The 24,486-nt window shown below is 61.7% G+C and carries 24 protein-coding genes; 19 read left to right on the top strand and 5 right to left on the bottom strand.

What is annotated here, in order from left to right:
- Positions 1-87: 87 nt before the first annotated feature.
- Complete coding sequence (locus ABQJ48_RS23195) at positions 88-1,161, bottom strand: DUF3300 domain-containing protein (protein ID WP_367840336.1); 1,074 nt, start codon at positions 1,159-1,161, stop codon at positions 88-90.
- 507 nt (positions 1,162-1,668) lie between these two features.
- Here ABQJ48_RS23195 and ABQJ48_RS23190 point away from each other — a divergent pair.
- The 5 genes from ABQJ48_RS23190 to ABQJ48_RS23170 all read left to right on the top strand — a co-directional run bounded on the left by ABQJ48_RS23190 (position 1,669) and on the right by ABQJ48_RS23170 (position 7,810).
- Positions 1,669-2,337, top strand: a complete 669-nt coding sequence (locus ABQJ48_RS23190) for a (2Fe-2S)-binding protein (protein WP_367840335.1) — start codon at positions 1,669-1,671, stop codon at positions 2,335-2,337.
- 13 nt (positions 2,338-2,350) lie between these two features.
- Entirely contained in the window at positions 2,351-3,358 is a 1,008-nt protein-coding gene (locus tag ABQJ48_RS23185) for an FAD binding domain-containing protein (RefSeq protein WP_367840334.1), read from the top strand.
- Between the two features lie 25 nt (positions 3,359-3,383).
- Positions 3,384-5,618, top strand: coding sequence for a xanthine dehydrogenase family protein molybdopterin-binding subunit (locus ABQJ48_RS23180; RefSeq protein WP_367840333.1), 2,235 nt, complete (start codon positions 3,384-3,386; stop codon positions 5,616-5,618).
- A gap of 588 nt (positions 5,619-6,206) precedes the next feature.
- The gene (locus ABQJ48_RS23175) at positions 6,207-6,695 is read left to right on the top strand and encodes a DsrE family protein (protein ID WP_367840332.1); all 489 of its coding nucleotides are present in this window, start codon (positions 6,207-6,209) and stop codon (positions 6,693-6,695) included.
- On the top strand, positions 6,605-7,810 hold the full coding sequence (locus ABQJ48_RS23170; RefSeq protein ID WP_367840331.1) for a TQO small subunit DoxD: 1,206 nt from the start codon (positions 6,605-6,607) through the stop codon (positions 7,808-7,810). The genes ABQJ48_RS23175 and ABQJ48_RS23170 overlap by 91 nt, the downstream gene beginning before the upstream one ends.
- A gap of 382 nt (positions 7,811-8,192) precedes the next feature.
- Here ABQJ48_RS23170 and ABQJ48_RS23165 read toward each other — a convergent pair whose 3' ends face one another.
- The gene (locus tag ABQJ48_RS23165) at positions 8,193-8,732 is read right to left on the bottom strand and encodes a DUF3455 domain-containing protein (RefSeq protein WP_473094172.1); all 540 of its coding nucleotides are present in this window, start codon (positions 8,730-8,732) and stop codon (positions 8,193-8,195) included.
- 309 nt (positions 8,733-9,041) lie between these two features.
- Between ABQJ48_RS23165 and ABQJ48_RS23160 the strand changes: the two genes are divergently transcribed.
- The 10 genes from ABQJ48_RS23160 to ABQJ48_RS23115 all read left to right on the top strand — a co-directional run bounded on the left by ABQJ48_RS23160 (position 9,042) and on the right by ABQJ48_RS23115 (position 19,816).
- A complete protein-coding gene (locus tag ABQJ48_RS23160) occupies positions 9,042-10,682 on the top strand; it encodes a sigma-54 interaction domain-containing protein (protein ID WP_367840330.1) in 1,641 nt (546 codons plus the stop codon).
- Between the two features lie 311 nt (positions 10,683-10,993).
- A complete protein-coding gene (locus tag ABQJ48_RS23155) occupies positions 10,994-11,479 on the top strand; it encodes an OsmC family protein (RefSeq protein ID WP_367840393.1) in 486 nt (161 codons plus the stop codon).
- 64 nt (positions 11,480-11,543) lie between these two features.
- Positions 11,544-12,683, top strand: a complete 1,140-nt coding sequence (locus ABQJ48_RS23150) for an acyl-CoA dehydrogenase family protein (protein WP_367840329.1) — start codon at positions 11,544-11,546, stop codon at positions 12,681-12,683.
- The gene (locus ABQJ48_RS23145) at positions 12,680-14,107 is read left to right on the top strand and encodes an FAD-dependent oxidoreductase (protein WP_367840328.1); all 1,428 of its coding nucleotides are present in this window, start codon (positions 12,680-12,682) and stop codon (positions 14,105-14,107) included. The genes ABQJ48_RS23150 and ABQJ48_RS23145 overlap by 4 nt, the downstream gene beginning before the upstream one ends.
- Positions 14,108-14,133: 26 nt before the next feature.
- Positions 14,134-15,540, top strand: a complete 1,407-nt coding sequence (locus tag ABQJ48_RS23140) for a CmpA/NrtA family ABC transporter substrate-binding protein (protein WP_367840327.1) — start codon at positions 14,134-14,136, stop codon at positions 15,538-15,540.
- Positions 15,541-15,556: 16 nt separating this feature from the next.
- The gene (gene ntrB / locus ABQJ48_RS23135) at positions 15,557-16,480 is read left to right on the top strand and encodes a nitrate ABC transporter permease (RefSeq protein WP_367840326.1); all 924 of its coding nucleotides are present in this window, start codon (positions 15,557-15,559) and stop codon (positions 16,478-16,480) included.
- Positions 16,470-17,420: an ABC transporter ATP-binding protein gene (locus ABQJ48_RS23130; protein ID WP_367840325.1), complete on the top strand. Its 951-nt coding sequence runs from the start codon at positions 16,470-16,472 to the stop codon at positions 17,418-17,420. Before ntrB ends, ABQJ48_RS23130 begins: the two co-directional genes overlap by 11 nt.
- A 22-nt stretch (positions 17,421-17,442) precedes the next feature.
- Positions 17,443-17,892, top strand: coding sequence for a cyanase (gene cynS, locus ABQJ48_RS23125; protein ID WP_367840324.1), 450 nt, complete (start codon positions 17,443-17,445; stop codon positions 17,890-17,892).
- Positions 17,893-17,934: 42 nt separating this feature from the next.
- A complete protein-coding gene (locus ABQJ48_RS23120; RefSeq protein ID WP_367840323.1) occupies positions 17,935-18,801 on the top strand; it encodes an MBL fold metallo-hydrolase in 867 nt (288 codons plus the stop codon).
- A 208-nt stretch (positions 18,802-19,009) separates the two neighbouring features.
- The gene (locus tag ABQJ48_RS23115; RefSeq protein WP_367840322.1) at positions 19,010-19,816 is read left to right on the top strand and encodes a sulfite exporter TauE/SafE family protein; all 807 of its coding nucleotides are present in this window, start codon (positions 19,010-19,012) and stop codon (positions 19,814-19,816) included.
- 344 nt (positions 19,817-20,160) lie between these two features.
- On the opposite strand, the gene ABQJ48_RS23110 is transcribed toward ABQJ48_RS23115, so the two are convergent.
- Positions 20,161-21,108: a Vgb family protein gene (locus ABQJ48_RS23110; protein WP_367840392.1), complete on the bottom strand. Its 948-nt coding sequence runs from the start codon at positions 21,106-21,108 to the stop codon at positions 20,161-20,163.
- A 511-nt stretch (positions 21,109-21,619) separates the two neighbouring features.
- On the opposite strand from ABQJ48_RS23110, the gene ABQJ48_RS23105 reads away from it, so the two are divergent.
- Genes ABQJ48_RS23105 through ABQJ48_RS23095 form a run of 3 tightly spaced genes read left to right on the top strand, consistent with a single transcriptional unit; the run spans position 21,620 to position 22,465 of the window.
- Positions 21,620-21,853 carry a FitA-like ribbon-helix-helix domain-containing protein gene (locus ABQJ48_RS23105; protein ID WP_367840391.1) on the top strand — a complete coding sequence of 78 codons (234 nt, stop codon included), beginning with the start codon at positions 21,620-21,622 and terminating at the stop codon, positions 21,851-21,853.
- The gene (locus tag ABQJ48_RS23100; RefSeq protein WP_367840390.1) at positions 21,840-22,256 is read left to right on the top strand and encodes a type II toxin-antitoxin system VapC family toxin; all 417 of its coding nucleotides are present in this window, start codon (positions 21,840-21,842) and stop codon (positions 22,254-22,256) included. Before ABQJ48_RS23105 ends, ABQJ48_RS23100 begins: the two co-directional genes overlap by 14 nt.
- A 20-nt stretch (positions 22,257-22,276) precedes the next feature.
- On the top strand, positions 22,277-22,465 hold the full coding sequence (locus ABQJ48_RS23095; protein ID WP_367840321.1) for a hypothetical protein: 189 nt from the start codon (positions 22,277-22,279) through the stop codon (positions 22,463-22,465).
- Positions 22,466-22,537: 72 nt separating this feature from the next.
- Here the strand turns inward: ABQJ48_RS23095 and ABQJ48_RS23090 are convergent, their stop codons facing one another.
- On the bottom strand, positions 22,538-22,990 hold the full coding sequence (locus tag ABQJ48_RS23090) for a hypothetical protein (protein ID WP_367840320.1): 453 nt from the start codon (positions 22,988-22,990) through the stop codon (positions 22,538-22,540).
- Positions 22,991-23,294: 304 nt separating this feature from the next.
- Here ABQJ48_RS23090 and ABQJ48_RS23085 point away from each other — a divergent pair, with 304 nt between their 5' ends.
- The gene (locus ABQJ48_RS23085) at positions 23,295-23,696 is read left to right on the top strand and encodes a hypothetical protein (RefSeq protein ID WP_367840319.1); all 402 of its coding nucleotides are present in this window, start codon (positions 23,295-23,297) and stop codon (positions 23,694-23,696) included.
- Between the two features lie 311 nt (positions 23,697-24,007).
- Here the strand turns inward: ABQJ48_RS23085 and ABQJ48_RS23080 are convergent, their stop codons facing one another.
- Positions 24,008-24,349 (bottom strand): hypothetical protein, encoded by a 342-nt coding sequence (locus tag ABQJ48_RS23080; protein WP_367840318.1) that lies wholly within the window; start codon positions 24,347-24,349, stop codon positions 24,008-24,010.
- Between the last annotated feature and the right edge of the window lie 137 nt (positions 24,350-24,486).

Here is a 24,486-nt window from a genome sequence, read left to right as displayed (position 1 = left end):
TGTGGCGCGACTTCCTGCTCAAGACGCCTTTCCACGACCGCCAGGAACGGGCGCGGTGACTGCTAGTGCGCGGCGCGCGCACTGCTCCTAACCGTGTCCGCTTCCGCCATGGGCGCCTGCGCTCACGTGTCCTACCCCCGCGTGTCCCAGCGCGCCAAAGCCTAAACGCCCCCTACCGAACTCTGCGCGACCGAAGCCTTCGGGGTCGATTCCCCCGAACCGGCCCAATCCGACGCCGGGGGCCGTATGCGGTCCGAGAAATTCTCGCGACGACATCCCAGGCAGGTGCGTGTGCGCCGCGCCGTATATGCCGCGCATGCCGTAAGCGCCGCGGGCAGGATTGAAACCTTCGTTGCTGTGAGCGAAGTGATTGGCGTCAACGATATTGCGGTTGTGCCACGCATACTGGCCGCCATGGAACCATACCGCCTGATGGTGCCAGTCGGGCCTCCAGTGTCGCCAGCCCCATCCGTAACCGCCGAAGTATCCCAGATCGAATCCAACGCCGAACACAATCCCCGGCCCATCAAGGTAGAGGCCCGGATCGGGATACCAGCCAGGCCAGAGCGCCACCGGCGCACCATACACGAGCGACGGATCGTATTCGGGCACGTACACAACCGCGGGATCGGCTGGCATGATGCTGATCAATCCACCATCGTTCGCTACCGTTTCCTGCTGGTTGATTTGCAGGTTACCTGCGGTGCTGGCCCGCTGCCGCATCGTCTGGATGGCCGCCATCAATTGCTGCGATTGGCTGAGGTACGCGTCGCCAAGCGATGATGTCCAGACGACATTCTGGTCCATGTCTGCGAGCACGGCGGGAAATCCTGTAAGCGCCTTGATGCTGGGATCCCAGAATTGCTGATCGACTTGAGCGGCCAGTGCCTCCCCGGTCAATTGGGAATTCGATTGCATCCAGCGGTCCGCTTCGACGACTTCCGCCGTATGTGTGGCTGCCGCGAGAATTTCTGCGACCAGTGGATCCGGATACAGCGCGATGGGAGCAACAAGCTCCTGCAGCTCTTCAGGCGTGCGCTGAATCGCCTCCGATGGGGGGAGCAGTGCCTGATTGTCCTGATCGGCGAGCGCATGGCCCGCCATACCGAACGCGATGCATGACGGCACAACGATTGAGAAGACCCGTTTCATGAACTTCATGGAATCTGTTCCGGTTTTGCAATCCGAGACTTCTACTGTAGACAAATGAAGTGGCCTGGAACTGACCCGTTGATGACGTTTTCGTTATCTTCTGCACGACACGGAAAGATTTTTTTGCAAGGAACTTCGGAGTCCTATGTGCACCGCCAGGCAGATCGACCTGGACGACTCGACGCGGTTGGTGAGACCTTCCTCAGCAATCGCGATACGAACGCGGGCGGGATTAGGGAAACCTTTGAAATCGTAAGCCTTCAGTGCTAATGCTCCGAAGATGAAATTGGCAAGCACTGGGCGATGCAGGGAAGGGCAGCATTTGCCAGTGCGACGAAACGCCGCCCTGCCTGGTCCCGCCACGGCCCCACTCAAACTTGAAAGATGACAGGAGTTTCATCTTGCCGTCCGTCCGGTTTTATATCGCCGGTGTTAGAAAGAAAAGCTCGGTCGAACAGGCGCCGACGCATTGCGTCGTCGTTCGCCGATCCATAAATTCAGTGGAGAATTCGATTCATGGACGAAAAGTCGCAGAAACGAAGCACAAGCCAAAGTGATGCCGAGACGGTGTTCCAACGCGTGTCTCGTCGGTCTTTCCTGGGCCGCATGGGTGCCGCCGGCATCACGATTGGCGCCGGACAACTTTCCTCTGTCGCGCATGCAGCTTCCGGCGGTGCTGACCAGGGTGAAACACGAGCCAACGACCTCAGTGCAGATAGTACCAACGTACATGTCCGATTGAACGTCAACGGCACCGATCACGAACTGGATATCGATCCCCGCACGACACTGCTCGATTGCGTGCGCGAGCATCTGGGGCTGACCGGCACAAAGAAGGGTTGCGACCACGGCCAGTGCGGCGCCTGCACAGTCCATGTCGACGGCAGGCGCCTGAATTCCTGTCTAAGCCTTGCCGCCACCCATGAGGGTGAGGCGATCACGACCATCGAAGGCCTTGGACGGCCGGGCAATCTGCATCCGATGCAGGCCGCCTTCGTCGAACACGATGGCTTTCAGTGCGGGTACTGCACCTCCGGCCAGATCATGTCGGCTGTCGCGCTGCTCAGCGAGCCTTATGGTCACAGCGACGAGGACGTCAAGGAAGCGATGAGCGGAAATATCTGCAGGTGCGGCGCCTATTCCAACATCGTCTCGGCGATCCAGCAAGTTCGCCGGAAAGCTTGAGCGGAGCGTACGAATGCAACTGTTTCAACTCAGGCGCGCTTCCAGCGTCGCACAGGCACTCGACATCGCGCAGACTGACGACGGCAGCCAGCAAAGTGGCTCGTCTATGCGCTTTCTGGCAGGCGGCACAACACTGCTCGACCTGATGAAGCTCGACGTGGAGCGTCCGACGCAGATCATCGATATCCATCGCCTGCCACTCGCTCAGGTCGAAGCCATAGACGGTGGCGGCGTCGCAATTGGCGCGACGGTGCGAAATTCCGATCTCGCGAATCATCCCCTGATCAAGACGCACTATCCTGTCCTGTCGCAGGCATTGCTTTCCGGCGCGTCAGCCCAGTTGCGAAACATGGCAACGACCGGCGGCAACCTGTTGCAGCGCACACGCTGCGTCTACTTTCGCGATACCGCTACGCCATGCAACAAGCGTAAGCCCGGTACGGGTTGCTCTGCGATCGGTGGGTTCAATCGGAACCTCGCCATTCTTGGGGCCAGCGATCATTGCATCGCGACGAACCCCTCGGACATGAGTGTCGCAATGACTGCGCTCGAATCCACGATCCATGTCGAAAGCAGCAAGGGCAAGCGAAGCATCGCAATTGATGACTTCTTCCTGTTGCCCGGGGCCACGCCCGAACGCGAGACCATGCTCAATCCCGGCGAGCTCATCACCCACGTGACGCTCCCTGCGCCGGCTCCCGGCAGTCACAGCGTCTATCTGAAACTGCGCGATCGCGCATCGTATGAATTTGCGTTGGCGTCGGCAGCGGTCGTCATGACCGTATCGTCGGGCAGGACCGTTCACATCAGGATCGCACTTGGCGGTGTGGGCGTTAAGCCCTGGCGCTCGCGCGAGGCCGAAGCCGCGTTGCTCGGCCGCGCGCCTGAGCCTGCGGCGTTCCAGGCGGCGGCCGAGGCCGCGCTCCAGTCAGCGCGCCCGCAAAGTCAGAACGGCTTCAAGGTTGAGCTTGCTAAACGCTGCATCCAGCAAGCACTCAAGTTGGCCACACAAAATTCTTGACCCAGCTTCGTGACGCGGAGAGAACGTGCAATTAGCTAGCAATAAAACGGAGCCGCTCATCGGCGGTGACTTTACCCGAATCGACGGACCGTTTAAGGTCAGCGGAGCGGCGACGTATACGTCGGATTTCAATTTTCCAGGGACGCTTTACGCCGTACCGGTTTGCGCGACAATCGCGAAGGGGCGCATCCATCAACTTGAAACGGCCGCTGCCTCGACGATGCCAGGGGTCCGGGCTGTCTTCACGCGCGAGAACATCGGCAAGTTCTTTCGCGTCGGCTTCGGACCAAGAATCGATGAAAGACGTCCGCCGCTCGACGACGACATCATCTCGTACTATGGCCAGTACATTGCACTGGTAGTGGCCGATACGTTCGAGCAGGCAACGGCCGCATCCCATGCAGTGAAGGCGCGGTATGCGCAGAGCCAACCCGATGTAACGGTCCAGATGTCCGCACAGGGGGCCCCGTCCGTCGACACGCAGCGCGGCGACGCGGAGGCCGCATTCGCGGCCGCTTCTGATGCGCTGAAGCTGGACGAGACCTACACGACACCGATCGAAACGCACAACCCAATAGAACTGCATGCCACGGTGGCGGTTTTCGATGGCACGAACTATACGCTTTACGAAACAACGCAGTCGATCGTCAACCAGCGGCAGATGATGGCACAGATGCTTGGTGTGCCCGAAGATCAGGTGCGCGTGATCATGAAGTATCTAGGCTCTGGATTCGGCGGCAAGCTGTTTCCGTGGTCCCATTCGCTACTCGCTGCCGCCGCGGCCCGCAGTCTGCGGCGGCCCGTCAAGCTGGTGCTGAGCCGCGGGATGATGTTCCAGAACGTGGGCCACCGTCCGGCCACGGAGCAGCGCCTACGCTTGTCGGCAACACGCGATGGACGTTTGACATCGCTGCAGCAGGACTACGTCTATCAAACGGGCCGCCTCGATACACGAAAAGAGAATTGCGGCGAGGCGACAGGCTATCTCTACAGCGCGCCGAACCTGCAAGTGACTGCCGCCCATGCGCGCCGGGACATCGGGCCCAGCACATCAATGCGCGGCCCAGGTGCCGTGCCTGGCTTGTTCGCAGTCGAATCAGCCGTCGATGAACTAGCCATCAAGCTCAATATCGATCCGGTCCAGTTACGCCTTGTCAACGAGCCGACGATTGATGAAAGCCTGAATGTGCCGTTTTCATCCCGGCATCTTAAGGAATGCCTCACGCGCGGCGCGGAGCAGTTCGGCTGGGCGTCACGCAAGACGCCGGTCGGTTCGATGCGTAACGACGGTCTGGTGATCGGTTGGGGAGTCGCAGCGGGGTCGTGGCAGGCCCAGCGATCTGCAGCCGAAGTCATCGTTGAACTGAACGCTGACGCAACGGCGCGCGTGTTGACAGCGACTCAGGACATCGGCACGGGGACGTACACTGTAATCGCCCAGATGGTCGCGAATGCGACCGGAATCGCGCTTGACCGAATTTCAGTTGTGATCGGTGACACACGCTTGCCTCCCGGGCCGATGTCGGGGGGCTCAAGGGCTACCGCGTCGCTGATTCCGGCGGTCGCGCAGGCGGCACAGGTCGCAGTCCAGCACCTTTTGGTCACCGCAGCCGAAGCGGGTAACTCGCCCTTCAACGGGCAGAACGCGGATGCACTTGGTTTTGAGCAAGGGATGGTGTATCGCAAAGGAACCTCACCGGCTGCAGGGGTGCCCTTTGAGCGGATTTTGGGGCCGGCGGGTATCAACGCGGTGGTGGGAAGAGGGCGGTCCGGCCCGAATCAGGAAGATCCTGACGCGAAACGCGTGTCGGTGCACTCATACTGCGCGCATTTTGCCGAGGTTACATGGCAGCCCGAAACAGCGCGGTTGCGAGTCAGCCGCGTGGTTAGCGTGATCGATGGAGGCAAGATCATCAATGCCCGTACGGCCCGCAACCAGATCGAAGGAGCGGTCGTAATGGGCGTCGGCATGGCGCTATTCGAACAGACGAACTACGACAGCCGTTCCGGCGCACCAATCAACCGGAGCCTCGCCGACTATGTCATGGTCACGCATGCCGACGCACCGAAGATCGATGTCACGTTCCTCGACTATCCGGATCTCGCATTGAATCCTCTCGGCGCACGCGGTGTCGGGGAGATTGGAATCGCGGGTATTGCGCCTGCGATTGCGAACGCCGTTTATCATGCGACGGGCGTGCGCGTGCGTGATCTTCCGGTTCGGATCGAAGACCTGTTGGCGGCTCAGGTGTCCTTCTAGACGCGCCCCAATCTCTTGACTACCACGCGGACCAAACGTGGTTCGAGCGCCTGGTGCCGTCGACGGTTACTTGCCGCTCGACGCCTTTTCCGAATCACTGCCTGTCTGGGCTGCTCCGATTGGCGGCACCGCGTCGTTCATCGATGGCAGCGCCTCCTTTGGCGCTGCAGCGGTGGCAACAGCGGCGGGCTGGGCGGAGTCGGCCTTCAGGTAGTGATCCAATCAGTTATGGGATTACCTTCGGATCAGTAGATTTAGACGATACTTTTTACTTGCAATCCGGCATGGTCGCTGCCTGTCCGTGAGCGGACGGCTGCGCCTCGGAAGGCGGGTGTCTATCCAGGGTCGCGGAACCGCTCGCGCGGTAGGGGGCTACGGCTAGTCGCGCGCTTGGCGGAAGATCGCCAAAGTGAAAAAGAGTCCATTACAAATTTGTCATGTGTTTGTCGGTGTTGCGGTAATGACCGCCAGGTATCCTCCAAGCGGATGCCGACCTTACCTAAACCGCAACCAGCCATGTCCAAAGTCAAAACTTTCGTTGCTACCGCCGTGCTTGCTGCTGCTTCACTATCCGTCCACGCTGGCACGATGGATTCGCCCGGCTTCTGGACCACGCCGACCGTTCGCGACTACGGCAAGATGCACTTTCTGCCGAACGGCGCGTTCAAGCCTCAGCCGGGGCACACGTACAAGGTGGTCTTCTCTCTGACGCAGGGGGCAAAAAATCCCGATCAGGTGAGCCCGGCGCTCGATCACGTGGCCCGTGCCGTGAATCTCTACGTGGCGTCGGGCGTGCCAATGAGCAAGCTTAAATTCGTCGCGGTCGCTTCTGGTTCGGCCACGTCACTGGTGCTCGACGATACGCATTACCGCGCGCAGTTCGGTGTGCCCAATCCCAATCTGCCGTTGATTGATGCACTGAAGAAGGACGGCATCACAATCGCAGTCTGTGGCCAGGCGATGGCAGAACATCACTTCGAGTACGAATGGATCGACCCGAGAGTGACCCTGTCGTTGTCCGCGCTGACCACCGTGACCACCCTGCAGCAAGCGGGTTACGCCTTTATGCCGCTCTAGTAATCCGCGAATACATCAACATGGCTACCCTCCCATTGGAATCGACGACTGTCGACACCCCACGTGACGACGCACTTCGAAGCTGGCGACTGGCCGGTGTCGCCCTGACTGTCACACGCTTCATACAAGGGTTCATCTATTGGGGCGGTGGCTCACGACGCTTCATCTATGGGCCAGCCAAACTTGATCCGCACGCACCGCACTGGATGGCCTACAAGTTTCAGACGGCGATGCCAGGGGCACTGTTCGGGCTCGATCATCTGATCGCATTCATGCTCCAGCATTTCTACGTACTTTACGTCGGCGTAATAATATTTAGCGCGGTGGAACTGGTGTTCGGCCTCATGTTGATGGTTGGGCTGCTCACGCGTCTGGGTGCGCTCGTTTCCATGTTGCTGTCTGTGGTGCTGATGGCACTGTTCGGCTGGCAGGGGGCGACCTGCATCGATGAGTGGACCATGGCCGCCTGCAATCTCGCAATGGGCACGACCTTGTTGCTGGCTGGCGGCAGCGCGTATTCGATAGACAACGTGCTGCTTCGTATCAGGCCGGCGCTTTCCGGTAAGGCCTGGTTTCAATGGATGGGCGGCAGTCTGCCGCTACCGCAGAGCGATCGTGCGTTCCGTACCCTCGCGTTGGCCTTGTTCGTCTTTGTCGCGGCGTACAACGTCGGCACCTACAGTTACTTTCGCGGTTCCGTGGTGACGCCGTTTCACAGCGGTCCGATCAGCCCGACAGTTCACCATCTGACGATGCGAAACGGAAAATTGCTGGCGGACGGTCAGGTCAGATTCCATGTGTATCTGGACGCGGGCACGCCCGAAGCGCCGGTGCACATCGTCGAAGCGGCATTGCTGGGCACGGATGGGACGGTCATCGAGCACTGGGATGCTTCCGCTCTGTCGACGTTGCCTAAGGCCGCGTTCTCGAATGATTTCGCCTATAACCAGTTTGCCGCAGGTCCATACGGCATTCGTGCGTCGATGGGTGCGGCTGCAACGATCACACTGCCGCCTGTTCCTCACAGCAACGTGTCGCCAGACACGCGCGTCACCTTGAGGCTGACCGACGTCGATGGACGGTCGTTCGCGGCCCACCTGGAAAGTATTACCTGAGCAATTTGCCACTCAATTTCAAGTACGGCCCGCGCTGACGATGTCTTTGGTGGAATCCCATTCAACCGTCTCCATCACAGTTGCGGAGTATGGTCAGGTCGGTCATGGCGAAAACGACTGCCGGCTTGCGTCGATAAACGGCGGCACAACGCTGGTGTTGTCCCCGCTGAGCACCGTGACAACCTGCGAGCAGCAGGGTTGGGCGCTAATGCAGATGATCGCCAGGCGTGCAAGGTTTATCAGCTCATTGCCGATGACCTGCCGAGCGACTGGAGCGAATGGCCGCTGAACCAGTGGTCAGCGGCCGTATCAAGGTCAACGCGCGAACGGCGGCGATAGCCGACGACGAACAAGTCAAAGGAACGGCCGTTGACGCGTGCTGCTACCGATAGAAAACATAATCCGCGAGATAGGGCGAGCTACCGATTTCGTGTTCCGTCGAACATGGTGCGGCCGGCATCAACCCTCCAACGGTATGCACTCGCTGCACATACCGGACAGCCGACAATGTGCCGATACCGGACGTGCTATGAGCTTCGAGCAACAGTTGCGGTATGCTTGCCGACGTTTCGCTGGGACGCTGTGCGAGCACACGCCCTACAATCCGGCTTCCGTCTTCCGCTTCCCAGGACGGCCCGGCGCCGTGCCGGACCGCGGCGCGGCCGCTCATGTCGAACAGGGTCGCTTGTGGGCTTTTGAACATCCATGCCAGATGGTGCTGCGCGTCGAACTCACACGAATAAGTCTGCACACCAGACGCCACCAACGTCATCACGCGCTCGCCCTGAGGCGGGTCGATGGAAGAACTGGCGGGAACTGCAGGCGCCGTCGCACACGCCCCAAGTATCGATACAACGACAGTCGCAAAGCCTAATTGAAAAAAATCCCTGAACATGGCTCTCACCTTGAAGAGGTAAAGCACGACGCGCAGCGGTTGCCGACTAGCGACGTCGGCCGCTGAATTCGAAAGTCGGGATCATACGCGCAATCCATGCATCAGGCGCCAATCAGCCATTCAGAACGCTGAAGTTTTTGTCCGCAAGTGCATATGCGAATGTCCGGGATGCGCTCCATAGCTGACTCATATGCGCCGCGGTGCGAACGAAGCGGCCTGATTTGCGCGGCTATGGGATTCGTCAAACAGGGGCAGGGTCAGTCGCATGGGGAGCCTGCGAGTTTTTTTGTGTTCTGAAATAATAGGCTTCGCTCACGACTGCGGCGGCTCACGCGCATGCAAACACCATCTGACGCCTCAGCCGGCAGCGAATCTGCCGGCTACTGGCGCGAACACGAAATGCTCCTGCTGCAGCAGGTCATGGCGCTTGTCGGCAAGAGCCTGTCCCCCGCCCCTGCGCTGCGCGAGATGCTGCATCTGATGTCCGAGCTGCTCGGTCTGAACCGTGGCCGTATCGTGCTCACGGACGAAACCGCTCGCAGCGGTCGCATCCGGTACGCGTACGGACTCACCGCCGAGGAAATCAGCCGGGGTGTGTATGCGTATGGTGAAGGCATCACCGGGCGCGCGCTGCAGCACGGTCAACTGACGATCGTCCAGGACATCGACCGCGAGCCGGATTTTCTGGCGCGTGCCGTTGAGCGCTCCCGGTTGCCGGACGGCCCGGTCTCGTTCATCGCGCTGCCGATCGTCGTCGAACGGCGGGCTGTCGGCGTTCTTGCGTGTCACCGCATTCGCCACCGCTGGCGTGCGCTGGCCGACGACATCACGGTGCTGCGTATTCTGGCGACCCTGGCGGGGCAATTGCTGCAGCTGGAAGCCGGCCTTGAGGAAAAAACCCGTGCGCTCGAACAGCAGAACGCAGTGCTCGCGCGGGCCCTCGAATCGGCGGCCGCCCGCTATGGGATCGTTGGCACCGCGCCGCCTTTGCTGCGCGCAATCTCGGAACTGGAGCGCGTATCGGATTCCGCCGCGAGCGTGCTATTGCTCGGCGACTCGGGTACTGGCAAGGAGCTGTTTGCACGGGCCTTGCATCTGGCGAGTCCGCGACGCGACCGTGCCTTCATCAAGATCAACTGCGCGGCGATACCCGATACGCTGTTCGAGTCCGAGTTGTTCGGGTATGAACGCGGCGCGTTCACGGGCGCGAACAATATGCGCGCGGGCTGGTTCGAGCAGGCCAGCAACGGGACGCTGTTTCTCGACGAGATCGGCGAACTGCCAATGACGATGCAGACCAAGCTGCTGCGTACGCTTCAGGAAGGGACCATTACGCGCCTCGGCGGCAAGGCGGAGATCCGGGTCGAAGTGCGGCTCGTCGCGGCCACCAATCGCGATTTGCAACGCGATGTGACGCGCGGCACCTTCCGCCAGGACCTGTACTACCGGCTCAACGTGATTCCGATCCGCCTGCCGTCGCTCGCCGAACGTCGCCAGGACATTCGCGTCCTTGCGCTGCATTTCATCAGTCATACGAATCAACTCAACCAGCGCAACGTCAATCTCACGACGGCCGCGCTGGATCGGCTCGAAGAGTATCCGTGGCCAGGCAATATTCGCGAGCTGACCAATTTCATCGAGCGGATCGTGTTGCTGGCGGAGAAGCCGCTGCTCGATGCCGCGGATATCGACCGGCTGTTGCCTTCACACGCGGCGGATGAGCCGGATGTTGCGCCCGCGTCCGCAGAGTCGGCGGCCGCAAACCGCGGGCAGGGCGCTTCTTCGCATGATCGCGTGACCCACACGGTGCCGCTGCCAATGCGCCCCTACCGGCGTGTCGGTTCGCACCCGGCGCAGGCGCTTGTCGACGCGCTCGAACAGTGCGGGGGAAACAAATCGCGCGCGGCGCAACAGCTGGGCATGACAGCGCGCCAGTTCAGCTATCGCTGGCAAAAACTTGGCCTGCCGAATGACTGACCGCCGGGCCGGCCGCGGTGAACATTGTCGACATTGTCGACATTGTCGGTTCGCCGGTTGATAGGGAAGACGCCGCGCCAAGCCAGGGCGCCTCTTGCTGTTTGGTCCAAAGCCCCCGCCAGGAAAGCAGTTTGAGGCTATGTAGAGAAACTGGCACGCCTGTTGCCTTAGTGATGTGCCGGCGCGCCCCGCTTTCGATGCGACGCCCGCGCCTTCACCATCCACGCATCAAGGAGCGTCACTTGAACACTGTCACCGATAATCCCACGACCGTTTCCACCTACCTGCGGCCGATCGACCGCGATGGGCTGATGGCCTTCGCCGAAAAGGGGCGCAATAACCCGGGGTCGCGCGGCAAGAACAACGTGCATACGGTCATGCAAGGTCAGTACCGCTCGTTGAGCTATGTTGGCAACCATACGCCCGTCGTAGTGGATGAGCCGCTGCATCTGTTCGGCGAAGACACCGCGCCTGCGCCGGGCGAGATCGTGCTGTCGGGTCTTGGCGGTTGCCTCGCGGTGGGCATCACAGCCGTCGCGACGTGGAAGCAGGTCAAGCTGTCGAAGCTCGAGGTGTTCCTCGAAGCGGATATCGGCAACCCCGCGGCATGGGGCGCAGGTGGCGCCGAGATGGACTCCGCGCAGATGGGTTTCCAGGCGATCCGCGTGAAAATTGTCATCGAAGGCGATGCGACGCGCGACGAGCTTGACGATATCGTCAGTCGTGCTAATTACTTCTCGCCGGTTGCAAACTCGATGCGCAATCCGATTCCCATGACCGTTACGCTCGCCGACTGAAGCGCCGCTTCGCTAGTGCGCGCCGCCCGTAGCGGCTGCCCCGGGTACTCGAAGGAAAACCAACATGGAACACGCATTGGTAGAAGAGGCCAGCGTCGACACCTGGTGTGACGAAGCGGTGCTGGCGCGCGTGGCCGCGATCGCTCGCGGTCCGCTCGCGGCAGCCGCGCCACGGATCGACGGCGAAGGAGTCTACCCGCTCGACATCATGGGAGAGCTGGGCGCGGCCGGCGCGCTCGGTGTTCACCTGGACCGGTACGGCGCGCGGTTCGGTCTGTCGCTCGCCGCGATGCAGGAAGCGAGCCGCGCGTGTGGCTCGACCGGCTTCCTGATGTGGGCCCACGATGTCTGCGGGTTGTACATGGAGCAGTCCGGCAACCCGTATCTGGGCGGCGCGCGGCTCGACGCGCATGCCCGCGGCCAGACGTTCGGCGGCACCGCGCTGTCGAACCCGATGAAAGCGTTCTCAGGGATCGAGCCGATGATGTTCCGCGCCACGCCTACGCCCGGCGGCTATCTGATTAACGGCACACTGCCGTGGGTCAGTCATATCGGCCTTGGCCAGTATTGCGGTGCGATCGCCGCGGTGCATCGCGATGACCGTTCGGTCTCGCACGAGGTCATGTTCCTGCTGAGCTGCGACGAGCGCGTCGAGTTGCGCCACTGCCCGGTGTTCTCCGGCATGGAAGGCACCAGCACATGGGGCGTCAAGCTCACCAACTATTTCGTCGGCGAAGCCGACCTGATTGCCGATCCGGCGCGGCCATTCGTCGCGCGGATAAAGGCGGCGTTCATTCTGCTGCAGGTCGGCATGGCGCTGGGTGTCGCACAAGGCAGTATCGATTCGTGTCTCGAAGTCGAGCCGGTACTCGGTCACGTGAACCGCTTCCTGCACGACCGGCCAGTCGAACTGACGGCCGAACTCGACGAAGCGATGAGCGCGACGCAGCGACTTGCGCGCACCGCCTACGACGGCAGCACCGACTATCTGCTCGAAGTGCTCGATTTGCGCACACGCGGCGCCGAGCTCGCGTTGCGTGCGGCACAGGCGTCGCTGCTGCATCAAGGCGCGCGCGGCTATCTGATGAGCGCAGCGCCGCAGCGGCGGATTCGCGAGTCGCACTTCGTGGCGATCGTGACGCCTGCCATCAAGCATCTGCGTTGGGAAATGGCCCGCCTTTCCGCCGAGGAGCTTCCAGCATGAGCGTCCTGATTGTCGACTGGAAGAAATACATCTGCCGCGCGTGCGGCGTGATCTATGACGAAGAACTGGGGGACCCCGATAGCGGCATTGCGGCCGGTACGCGCTTCGACGAGATCCCCGATGACTGGGAGTGCCCGCTATGCGGGGTGACAAAAGCGGATTTTGTGCTTTACGAGCCGGTTGTGGCCGGCGCAGCGGCGTGCGCGCCGGCGCAGGGCGCGCCCTCGCGCACCCCTGGGGTCATCGTGGTCGGCGGCGGCACAGCGGGTTGGGCAGCCGTCGAAGCAGTCCGGGCGTTGGATCCGGACATACCGATCACGCTGGTGAGCGCCTGCTCGGCGGACCGTTACCGCAAGCCGGAACTGTCGGTTTCGTTGAGCCAGAAGCGCACACCGGAGCGGCTCGTATTCGAGACCGGGCCGGCCGCCGCAACGCGCCTCGGCGTACGGCTGGTCGCCCATACCTACGCGATCGGGCTGTCACCGGCGCTGCATCAACTGCGCACGACAGCGGGCACGTTCCGTTACCGGCAACTGATTCTTGCCCAGGGGGCGCGGCCCGTAGTGCCGTCCGGCTTGCCGCGCGAGCTGTGCTGGCGCGTCAACGATCTGTCGATGTGGAGCAGCATGCAGCGCCGGTTGACGGCGGGGCCGACGCGCGTAGCGGTAATCGGCGCGGGTCTGGTCGGCTGCGAGCTGGCGGAGGACCTGGCACGGGCGGGACATACGGTCACCGTGCTGGATGTGAGCGACAGGCCCCTCGCGACCTTGTTGCCGGCGCCGGCCTCACGCCGCCTGCTCGCCAGCTGGACGCAACTGGGCATCCACTTTCTGCCCGGCCGCAGCGTGAGCGTCGAGGAGCGGCGTGGGCTCGACGCGGGCGCCACACAGCGGACGAGTGACGCGACGACGGCAAGCGGCGGTGTCGCCGATGTCAGCGCCACGCGAAGCGAAAAGGTGATCACGACGCAGCACGGCGAGCGGATTGCCGCCGATCTCGTGCTGTGCGCGGTGGGGCTCGCCACCGAAGGGCGCCTTGCAAGAATGGCAGGACTCGAATTCGCGCACGGCATCGTTGTGGACAGCCGCACGTTGCAGACCAGCGTGCCGGATATCTACGCGCTCGGCGACTGCATCAGCTTCGCCGGCGAGCCGTGCCGCTTCATCGAGCCGATTGCCGCGCAGGCCGAAGCGATCGCGCACGCGGTGACCGGCTGCGAATACGCAGGATATCGTCACCAGTCGCCGGTGATTCGCGTGAAGACGCGCTCGACGCCGATCGTGTTGCGCGGACTGCCTTCGCGGGAACTGGACTGGCAAGTCGTCGAAGAAGACGACGGACACCTCGCGATGGCGCAGTACCGTGATGGCGACATCGTTTCCTCGTTGACGGTCGGGAGCCGGCGCGTCGAGCTCGCGGCCTGAACCCACCTTCACGCATCGGACACCACATGGGTAACCGCTATCAACCGTTCGACCCCGGCAGCACACTTGGCGGCTGCTCATGTGGCCGCCATGCCGATGAAGCCGCGCACCGCGCCGCCACGGCGGGCACCGCGCACGACGCGCATGAAGGACGCCGCGCGGACGGCGAAGCCGCGTGGTGTGACGCGATCGAAGCAGCGGCCGTACGCGCACTCTTTCCGCGCAACGCGATGCGGCGTGCCTTTATCCGTGCGGTCGGCAAGAGCACGGCCATCGCCGCCGTGTACAGCGTGCTGCCGATCGCGTCGCTCCAGCAGGCTTTCGCAGAAACGAAAGCCCCGCAGCCCGAAAAGCGCGACCTCAACGTCGGCTTTCTGCCGATCACGTGCGCCACGCCGCTGATCGCCGCAGAACCGCTCGGCTTTTACAAAGAGGAAGGGCTGAACGTCACGCTGAACAAGGTGGGCGGCTGGGCGCTGGTGCGCGACCGGATGCTGAATCGCGAACTCGACGCATCGCACATGCTTGCGCCGATGCCGCTCGCGATTTCGCTTGGCGTCGGTTCGCAGCCCACGCCGACGCGCGTCGCGACGATCCAGAACGTGAACGGCCAGGCCATCGTGCTGGCGCTCAAACACAAGGACAATCGCGACCCGCGCCACTGGAAAGGTTTCCGCTTCGCGATTCCGTTCGACTATTCGATGCACAGCTTTCTGCTGCGCTATTACCTCGCGGAGCATGGCATCGATCCGGATCGCGATGTGCAACTGCGTGTGACACCGCCCGCGGAGATGATCGCCAACCTGCGCGCGGGCAACATCGATGGATTTCTGGGACCCGATCCGTTTAACCAACGCGCGGTATTCGACGAGGTCGGTTTCATTCATATTCTGTCGAAAGACATCTGGGCGGGGCACCCCTGCTGCTCGTTCAGTGTGCCCGATGCGTTCGTGCGGCAGAACCCGAACGCGTTCGCCGCGCTGCTGCGTGCGAATCTGCGCGCGGCCGCCTATGCCAGCGACTCTGCGCATCGCGCCGAGCTGTCGAAAATGATTGCGGCGCCTGCCTATCTGAATCAGCCCGAGCTGGTGATCCGGCAGGTGCTGACCGGCACCTTTGCGGACGGCATTGGTCACGTGCACCACGTCGCGGACCGGATCGATTTTCAGCCGCTGCCGTGGTATTCGATGGCGACATGGATGATGACGCAGATGAAGCGTTGGGGTTATCTGAAGGGCGGCGTCAACTACCGTTCACTCGCGCAGCAAATATTCCTGCTGACCGACGCGGACAACGCGATGAAGCAGATCGGTGAGACACCGCCGGATATTGCGAGCAACGGCGGCTACCCGCCGATTACGGTGATGGGACGAACTTTCGACTCCAGCCGGCCCGACGCTTACCTCAATGCCCTGACCATCAAACGCGCCTGAACGCAGGAGAAACTGAATGACTGCAATTCGACGATTCACGTTGCGAAGCAAGGCGGCGCTATGCTCGCTTGCCTTGTTCGCGCTGCTGCTGGTCGTCTGGCAGGCCGCGACGCTCCCGAAGACGCCAGCCGCGACAGCTGCGACGACGGCATCGACAACCACGAGTGCCGCGGCCGCCGAAGCTGCCGAGTACGCAGTGCTGATGGGCAAGGCGCCCGATCCGGGCGCGGACGGGGCAGCGGCGGATTCGATGAAGGTCACTGGCTTCCCATCGCCCGCCGAGTTCGCGCACGAGGCCGCACGCCAGCTCGCGCATCCGTTCCACGACAACGGACCGAACGATAAAGGCGTCGGCATCCAGCTCGGCTATTCGCTCGTGCGGGTCGCGGCCGGTTACGCGATTGCGCTGCTGGTTGCGGTGCCGCTCGGTTTTGTGATCGGCATGTCGCGGCTTGCGTTCCTCGCCTTCAATCCGTTCGTCCAGGTGCTGAAGCCGATTTCGCCGCTCGCCTGGATGCCGATCGCGTTGTACACGATCAAGAGTTCGTCGGCCTCGGCGGTGTTCGTTATTTTCATCTGCTCGGTGTGGCCCATGCTCGTCAATACCGCGTTCGGAGTCGCTGGCGTGCGGCGCGACTGGCTCAACGTGGCGCGCACCCTTGAAGTGCCGCCATTGCGCAGTGCACTGTGGGTCGTGCTGCCCGCGGCGGCGCCCACCATAGTCACCGGCATGCGGATTTCGATGGGCATCGCGTGGCTCGTGATCGTCGCGGCCGAAATGCTGGTCGGCGGCACCGGCATCGGCTACTTCCTGTGGAACGAATGGAACAACCTGTCGCTGGCGAACGTGTTGTTCTCGGTATTACTCATCGGTCTGGTCGGCATGACGCTCGACCTGCTGTTCGCCCAACTTCAGCGCAAGGTGACCTATGTCGACTAAGTCGAATGCCCAGACGTCCGGCGCTACGAGTTTCGTCAGCGTCGAAGGACTGACGAAGCGCTATCGCGACGACCTGCCCCCGGTGTTCGAAAACGTCAGCTTCACGATCGAGCAGGGCGAATTCATTTGCGTAATCGGCCATTCCGGCTGTGGCAAGAGCACCATTTTGAACGTGCTGGCTGGTCTCGAGCAGCCCAGCGAGGGGCACGTGATCGTGCGCAATCGCGAAATTTCCGGACCGGGGCTCGATCGCGGCGTGGTGTTCCAGAACCATGCGCTGCTGCCGTGGATGACCGTGGAAGGCAACATTGCGTTCGCAGTGCGCTCACGCTATCCAGACTGGACACGCGAACAGATCGCCGTGCACGGCGCGCGCTTCATCGAGATGGTCGGCCTGAAGGGCGCTGAAAAGAAGAAGCCGTCGGAGTTGTCGGGCGGGATGAAGCAGCGCGTGGGCATCGCACGGGCGTTTGCGATCGAGCCGCGCATGCTGTTGCTCGACGAGCCGTTCGGCGCCCTCGACGCGTTGACGCGCGGTGTGATCCAGGATGAACTGCTCAAAATCTGCACCGCGACGCAGCAAACCGTGTTCATGATCACGCACGACGTCGACGAAGCGATTCTGCTGTCGAACAAGATCATGCTGATGAGCAACGGGCCGCGCGCCCGGATCGCCGAGATCGTCGTCAACACCCTGCCGGCTAATCGTCAGCGCGAGACCATGCACCATGACCGACAGTTTTACCGGATCCGCAATTATCTGGTCGACTTTCTGGTGCGACGTTCGAAAGAACTGAGCGCCACCCACGGCGGTCGAGCCGATACCGGACACGTGGCCGCCGCCGCAACGCGGCTTGTTTATCCCGGGCTCGATGACGGCGCAGCCGCGCCGGCCACAGTCGCACGGGCTGCCGGACCCAATCTCAAGGCGATTGCCTGACCTTTTAACCAAGGAACCAACCATGATTTCCAGCCGCAATGAAGTAACGCAGATGATCGTTTCCGCCAAGGTCGCGAAGGGCCTGAAGTGGAGTGAGGTTGCCGCGAAGATTGGCCAGAGCAAGGAATGGACGACGGCCGCGTGCCTCGGACAGATGACCTTCAGCAAGCAGCAGGCCGAGATTGCCGGCGAGATTTTCGGGCTGCCGGATGAGGCCGTTGCGTGGTTGCAGATCGTGCCGTACAAGGGTTCTCTCGAGACTGCAGTGCCGACCGATCCACTGATCTACCGCTGGTACGAAATTGTCAGCGTGTATGGCACCACGATCAAGGAACTGATCCACGAAGAGTTCGGCGACGGCATCATGAGCGCCATCGATTTTTCGATGGATATCCAGCGTGAGGCCGATCCGAAAGGCGATCGTGTCAAGGTCCTGCTATCGGGCAAGTTCCTGCCGTACAAATCCTATTAACCGCGCCATTTCCTTGGCCTCAATACGAGTACCGCGAGCCCCATGCTGATCGAAGGTTTTTTCGATCCCGCCACCTCGACGGTCAGCTACCTTTTGCTGGATGTGCACACGGGCGACTGTGCACTGATCGACAGTGTGCTCGACTATGACCCCAAGTCAGGCCGTACCGGCACGACGGCAGCCGAGAAGCTCATAGCTCGCGTTCATGAGCTGGGTGCGAACGTCCAGTGGCTTCTCGAAACCCACGTCCATGCGGACCATCTGTCCGCCGCGCCCTACCTGAAGGAAAGGCTCGGCGGAAAGATCGCGATCGGCGCGCACGTGACGCGAGTGCAAGACGTGTTCGGCAAGCTGTTCAACGCCGGCTCGCGCTTAGCGCACGATGGCAGCCCGTTCGATCACCTGTTCTCCGACGGCGAAACATTCGCCGTCGGGGCGTTGCAGGCGCGCGCCATCCATACCCCCGGACATACGCCGGCCTGCATGACCTATCTGGTCAGCGACGGCGAGTGCAGCGCAGCCTTTGTCGGAGACACCCTGTTCATGCCCGACTACGGTACCGCGCGCTGCGACTTTCCCGGCGGCGACGCCCGTACGCTGTACCGGTCGATCAACAAGGTGTTGAGCCTGCCGTCAGACACGAAGCTATACATGTGCCACGACTACCAGCCGGGTGGGCGGCCTTTGCAGTTTGTCAGCACGGTAGCCGAGGAACGCGAACACAACATCCATGTACGCGACGGTATCGGCCAGGAGGCCTTCGTTGCGATGCGCACCGCGCGCGACGCGACACTCAACATGCCGGTGCTGATGCTGCCGTCAGTGCAGGTCAACATGCGCGCCGGACATATGCCCGATGCGGAAGATAACGGAGTGTCGTATCTCAAGATTCCCCTCAACGCAATCTGACCCGGTGCATGTAATCAATAGAAGCAACAGGGTCCCGCTGCCAAGCTGGCGGATCGAGGGCAAACATCCGTCGCGCCTCGCGTGGCTGCTGAAGGAGCGCATTCTGCCGCCGATGTACTGGCACGGGATGCTCAAGCGGCGCGATTGGCTGGCGCAGCCTGAACTTGTGAGCTAACGCCGCGGCGGCTAACTACCTGTCGGATTTCTCATGCTGACTTCACTTATCCTTGGCGCCATCGTTGGCGCGGTGCTCGGCCTGACTGGCGCGGGTGGCGGCATCCTGGCCGTTCCGGCGCTGGTGGCCGGCATGGGCTGGCCGATGCAGCAGGTGACGCCGGTCGCCCTGGTCGCCGTGGCGGGCAGCGCTGCTATCGGCGCGCTTGAAGCCTTCCGGAAGCGGCTCGTCCGTTATCGCGCCGCGCTATTCATGGCCGCGGCGGGCGTACCGCTGACCTCGCTCGGTGTCCGCCTCGCGCACGCGCTACCACAACGCGTGCTATTGGCACTGTTTGCTAGCGTCATGCTGGTGGTGGCGGGAAGGTTGCTGTCACACGCACTGCGGAGCGTGCGCCAGGACCGCCCGCACTCGCGGCTTTGTGTCGGCCGCATCAATCCGGACACCGGCCGACTGATCTGGTCGTGGACCACGGCGGCCGCTCTCGCGGCAACCGGTGCGTTGACCGGACTGATGACGGGACTTCTTGGTGTGGGCGGTGGCTTCATCATCGTGCCAATGCTGCGCAAGCTCACCAACGTGTCGATGCATGGCATCGTTGCGACGTCGCTAATGGTGATCGCGCTGGTCGGCAGCGGCGGTGTTGTCGCGACGGTCCTGCACGGCGCGCCGTTGCCGCTCGGTCTGACGCTGTGGTTCAGCCTGGCGACGGCCGCCGGCATGGTGACCGGGCGGCTGGTCTCGCACCGTCTCCGCGCAATGCATGTACAAGTGGGTTTCGCGGGCGTGTTGATCTGCGTGGCACTCGGGATGATGGCGAAGGCTGGGCTAGGTGGGTGACTCTGGTTGGCCACGCTTTGGCGCAAGTGACATGGACCAAGGCTCTTAAGAAATCTGGTATCTGGAAATGCATTGATAAGCACCTTTTGCCACAACAGCAGCTAGCGTCGCCCGCTCCGGCCCCATACATAGCGTACCCACCGCTGCCATCGGGTTTTCGGCGCGGGCGAGTTGTGCGCGGCCTGCGCCTCACGGTCGCGCTCAACTGATTTCCGCACCTGTTCGTGGATCTGTCGCATCGTCATGCCACCAGGGCCCTTTGGTTCGTCGGGATCGGAATCAGGATGGCGATCGGAATCGTCTGTCATTGGAGTAGCCTGGACTGGGTGACGGTTGCTGTGGCGTCACTTGCTGCCGGCAATCGCTACGTTAGACCGGTAGCGCAGCAGGTGATCCGTGCCAGACTCGGACAGCCAGATTTCTCCTGGCCGGCCCATCATCTGACGTACGTTCGCGTGTGGCCGCGGCAGCGCAAACGTCTCGAATCGTTCGGTTCGCGGGTCGAAGCGCACTAGCGCGTTAGCGCTCCATTCGCTGAGCCAGACGATGTCTTTGTCGTCGACGAATATTGCGTACGCATGCGGATCAGAGCCCGGCAGTTTCCATTCGCGCCACCGATGCGTCGCCGGGTCGAACATTCCCACCTTTCCTGCGTTCCACTCGCTGATCCAGGCGCGTCCTTTCGAATCAGACCATACCCGGCGCGCTCCCTGTTCCCGTGTTGGCGGCTCGATGACCTGCGCCGAGCCGCTCACCGGATCGATTCGGCCGAGGTAGCTGCCAGCGAGTGAAGCGAAGTACAGGCTGCCGTCAGGGGTGACACAGATTCCGTAGGCGCCCGGCCCGCGCGGCGCACTGAACACGCGCATGCGGGCGGTCGCCGGGTCGAGCTCTCCGTAGATCCCGCCTTGTCCGGTAAACCACAGGTGCCCTTTCTTGTCGAAGACCGCCGTGTTCAGATTGGCGTTCGGTCGGTCTTTGGGCAACGGGAAGCGGGTGACGGCGAGTGTCCTGGGATCGACGCGTATGATCGCGTTCAACCCGCCGTCGGTGATCCATGCTGCCCGATCGGTACCGATGATCACGCCGTGCGGCGCTGATCCCTCGCCGAGGGCGACCCTGTCGATCTTGCCGCTGCGCGGGTCCAACCTCCCGACTGCACCTTGCGCCTGAGCGGTATACCAGACGGTGCCATCAGGCTCTGGCGCGACGTCGTGCGGTGCGCTGCCGGACGGCACGGCAAATGAGTCGAACGAAGCGGACTGAGCCTGCGCCGGACCTGTTGCTGCCATCAGGCCAGCAAGAACCGGCGCAAAACATCGGAAGAACCGGGATGCGACGATTCCGTTCACCGTCGCCAGAACCGCTGCATTTGCGATGTGAATCACGCTTGCCTCCCTGACCGGAATTGGCTTGCACTGATGTCAGCTTATTGTCGCACTAATCGGAGAATTCTCGACTTGGGCGCAGACTAAGCGCGAATGACAGACACTCGTCTGCGATGCCTGGACGGCTCGCTGGGCGCAATGACAATGCGAATATTGTTCGCGAGGCGGACGACGAATCTGTCGATGGATATTTCAGGCACTTCGCGCTGGCCGACAGCAAGGCATGGGGCAAGCACGACAGAGACGGCCGCATCGTGGGAGGTATCCGCCTTCGATTGCTTGGAATGGGACTGAAGAGAGCTCCGCAATGAGCCGATATCAGGTAAGAGCCGCATGCCGTTTTCGATGATAGCAATGCTTGCAATTCTACGCCTGAGTGCTATCATTGATAGCAACATCACAGGAGGTTATTGCAATGGCAAATCTTTTGGTGCGCAACGTGGACGACAGCTTGGTCCAGAGTCTGCGCGAGCTGGCCGCTGCTCATGGCCGCAGCGCCGAAGCCGAACATCGCGAAATCCTGGCAAAGGCTCTGCGCAAGCCCAAACGTAAAAGCTTCGCGGAAGTGTTGGCGGGGATTCCAAACGTCGGCGCAGATTCGGACTTCGAGCGCGTCGATGACGGCGAGGCATCGCGTGTATTTGGTTGATACGAACGTTATTAGCGAGGTCAGAAAACGGGACCGCGCAAACAAAGGGGTGCGTGCTTTCTTCCGCCAGGCGGTGCGAGAGGACAGCGATATTTATTTGTCAGTGGTTACTGTTGCGGAATTGCGCCGTGGAGTTGAGTTGATCCGTCACAGGGGCGACACGCAGCAGGCGACAATGCTCGAAACGTGGCTTGGGGCAGTCATGGCTGACTATGCCCAAAATGTTCTGTCTGTCGATGAAGAAATCGGCCAGCTATGGGGACGGCTCCGGGTGCCACATCCAGAGCACGCTTTGGACAAACTGATCGCGGCCACGGCCTTGATTCATGACCTGACCGTTGTTACGCGCAACGTCGATGATTTTGCAGGAACAGGGGTTCGGCTGTTGAATCCCTTTGACTAAGGAAAAAGCAGGAAGCGACCATGAGCATCGTCACGGCCCTTCTATTCGTGGCCTGCGCGCTCGCCATGCTCGTCTACTTCATGTCGCATTTTGAGATGAAGTTCAAGTCGTTGCTGTCATTGTGCGCGGCAGTGATGCTGCTGATGGGTTCGCAGCGTGTGTACGGCTTCGTGTTGGCCGACGCGTATGGCCACCTACAGCATGCCTGAGCGGGATGGCGGCCGCGACTATGTTTGCGACGTTCAAGTTTGGCATCGACAGGAAAATCGCGTCATGGGCGTTTACCGAGGCCAAGCTCCGCGTAAGCCGACCGCTGAGAGGCTTGCTCGCGAGACGGCGATCGCAGCGATCCGCGCGGATCGCTTTGAGTCATAGGAAAAGCCGGCGCGGCCGGCGAACAGATAACCGGGAAGATGATTATGGCGACAGCCGCACAAATTGAAGCGTACGACAAAGCTGGTGTGCTGACGGCTCGCAACCCGGCAGATCGCATCGCCGAAATCACGAAGCACTTGAGTGACGCGTGCGCCGGCAATGATTTGCGGGCTCAGATGGTAAAGGTTGCGGCTACCGCGATCGAGGCGATCGAGCAGCACGACCCTGAAACTGCGCAGCAGACTCAGTTCTACGCAGATCTCGGCGAGCAGTCGCACGCGTAGGAAAAGCAAACACAATGATGTCTTACAGGATGGACCGTGGCGCAGATTGTCGGAGTCGTGGACGGGTTTGTCCACGCCCACCCCGAGCGCTGGGCGTCGCCTATGAACCAGCTGACCTATGAAGCGATCAACTCGGCATGCATGAAGTTGCGTGGCGACGTAGAGTGATCTGACCGGCGCAAACAACCAGTCCTTGCGAATCGGAAAACATGGTTGGGAGGGTATGGATGGGAAAGTTCCTATACGGCCTCATCCAAAAAATGTCCGGACTGCGCCGAACGCATAAAGAAGCAAGCAAATAAGTGCAAGCACTGCGGCAGTAATCTCACCTATAAAAACACGCTCTCGCATGCGAGAACTCGGATAGTCACGGAAAAAAATGACAGAGAAGACAGAGAACTACCGGGGATATGTTCTCGTCGCGCGGCCCAGCGATTTCGGCGCGCGATGCTGGGCGTGGAAAGACAACACACCGGTCCACAAGATGATCGGCGGGACAGCGAACGAAGCGATTCTTGCTGCGCGTCGTGCTATCGATGAAGAACTCGGTACGCCGCAGCGGCAGGGAACCGAGGCTGATGTTGCATACACTGCCGCGCTCGCGGCGGTGCTTCCTAGCTTGTCGGCTGCGCAGGGAAAGGACGGTACGCCGATCTATACGTTCGCCCTCGCCGATGAAGCCGAAAGCGACCAACCCGGCGATATCGATGCGCCCGAACGGAAATGGAAGATGCTGCCCGCGCACGCGCTCCGCGCGTTGGTCACAGTGTCGGATAGATAGGAAAACTATTCAAAAAAAATCTCGACGGGGTCGTCGTAATAAAAAACGCTTTGACTAGTTTGATATGTGCAGTCGCGGCTATCGCGCGGCGGCGGTATGGCTCGTCGAGCATCCGCTGCTGGGCGCGCCGATCTGCCGCTACGGCACCGCGCTGCTGCCGCTGATCCTGCTGGCGATCGGCGTATCGGTGATCGCGCGCAACGATACGTTGCGCCTCGTGTTCGGAATCCGACCTGCAACGGCGCGGTACGTGCATATGGATGCGCGGCTGTGCGGCGCGCGATGCGCACGACCCTCGCGGGCGCGAAGGTTCAGTTCGACGGCGTCGGCATCGGTTGCATCGGCTGCACGTAAGTCCGCACGCCGGCAAGCGGCGCGCCATAACCGCCCGCGCTGGCGTGATTCGGCAAACCGTTGACCAGTTGCGCACGCGGATCGGTCGGGTTCAGATTCAGTTCGCCGGCCTGCTGGTTGCCGTGGGTCGGATATTCGCTGCCGAGCGGCGCATTCGGCATCAGGCGCGTGCTGTTTTGCGGCGCGTTCATGTCGTTCTGCGCACTCAGGCCCTGCGCGCCCGCGTGCGCGGCAAACCCGCACAACGCGGCGCACAGCAGGCCCAGTACGGCCCTCGATGTCGTCGATATTCGTTTCATGCCAGCCTCCGGCAAAGTGAGATGAAGGGGATCATGTGCGCGCGTTTCGGCCCCGACGCAGCAGCGCGCTGCGTACGCGGACCACTTCATTTATACGCGCGAGCGCCCTTCGGATTCGATCGGCGGTGCGCTCAACG

The organism is Paraburkholderia suaedae (genome assembly GCF_040812055.1).
GTDB lineage: Bacteria > Pseudomonadota > Gammaproteobacteria > Burkholderiales > Burkholderiaceae > Paraburkholderia.
This window is presented reverse-complemented; position numbering and strand designations above follow the sequence as displayed.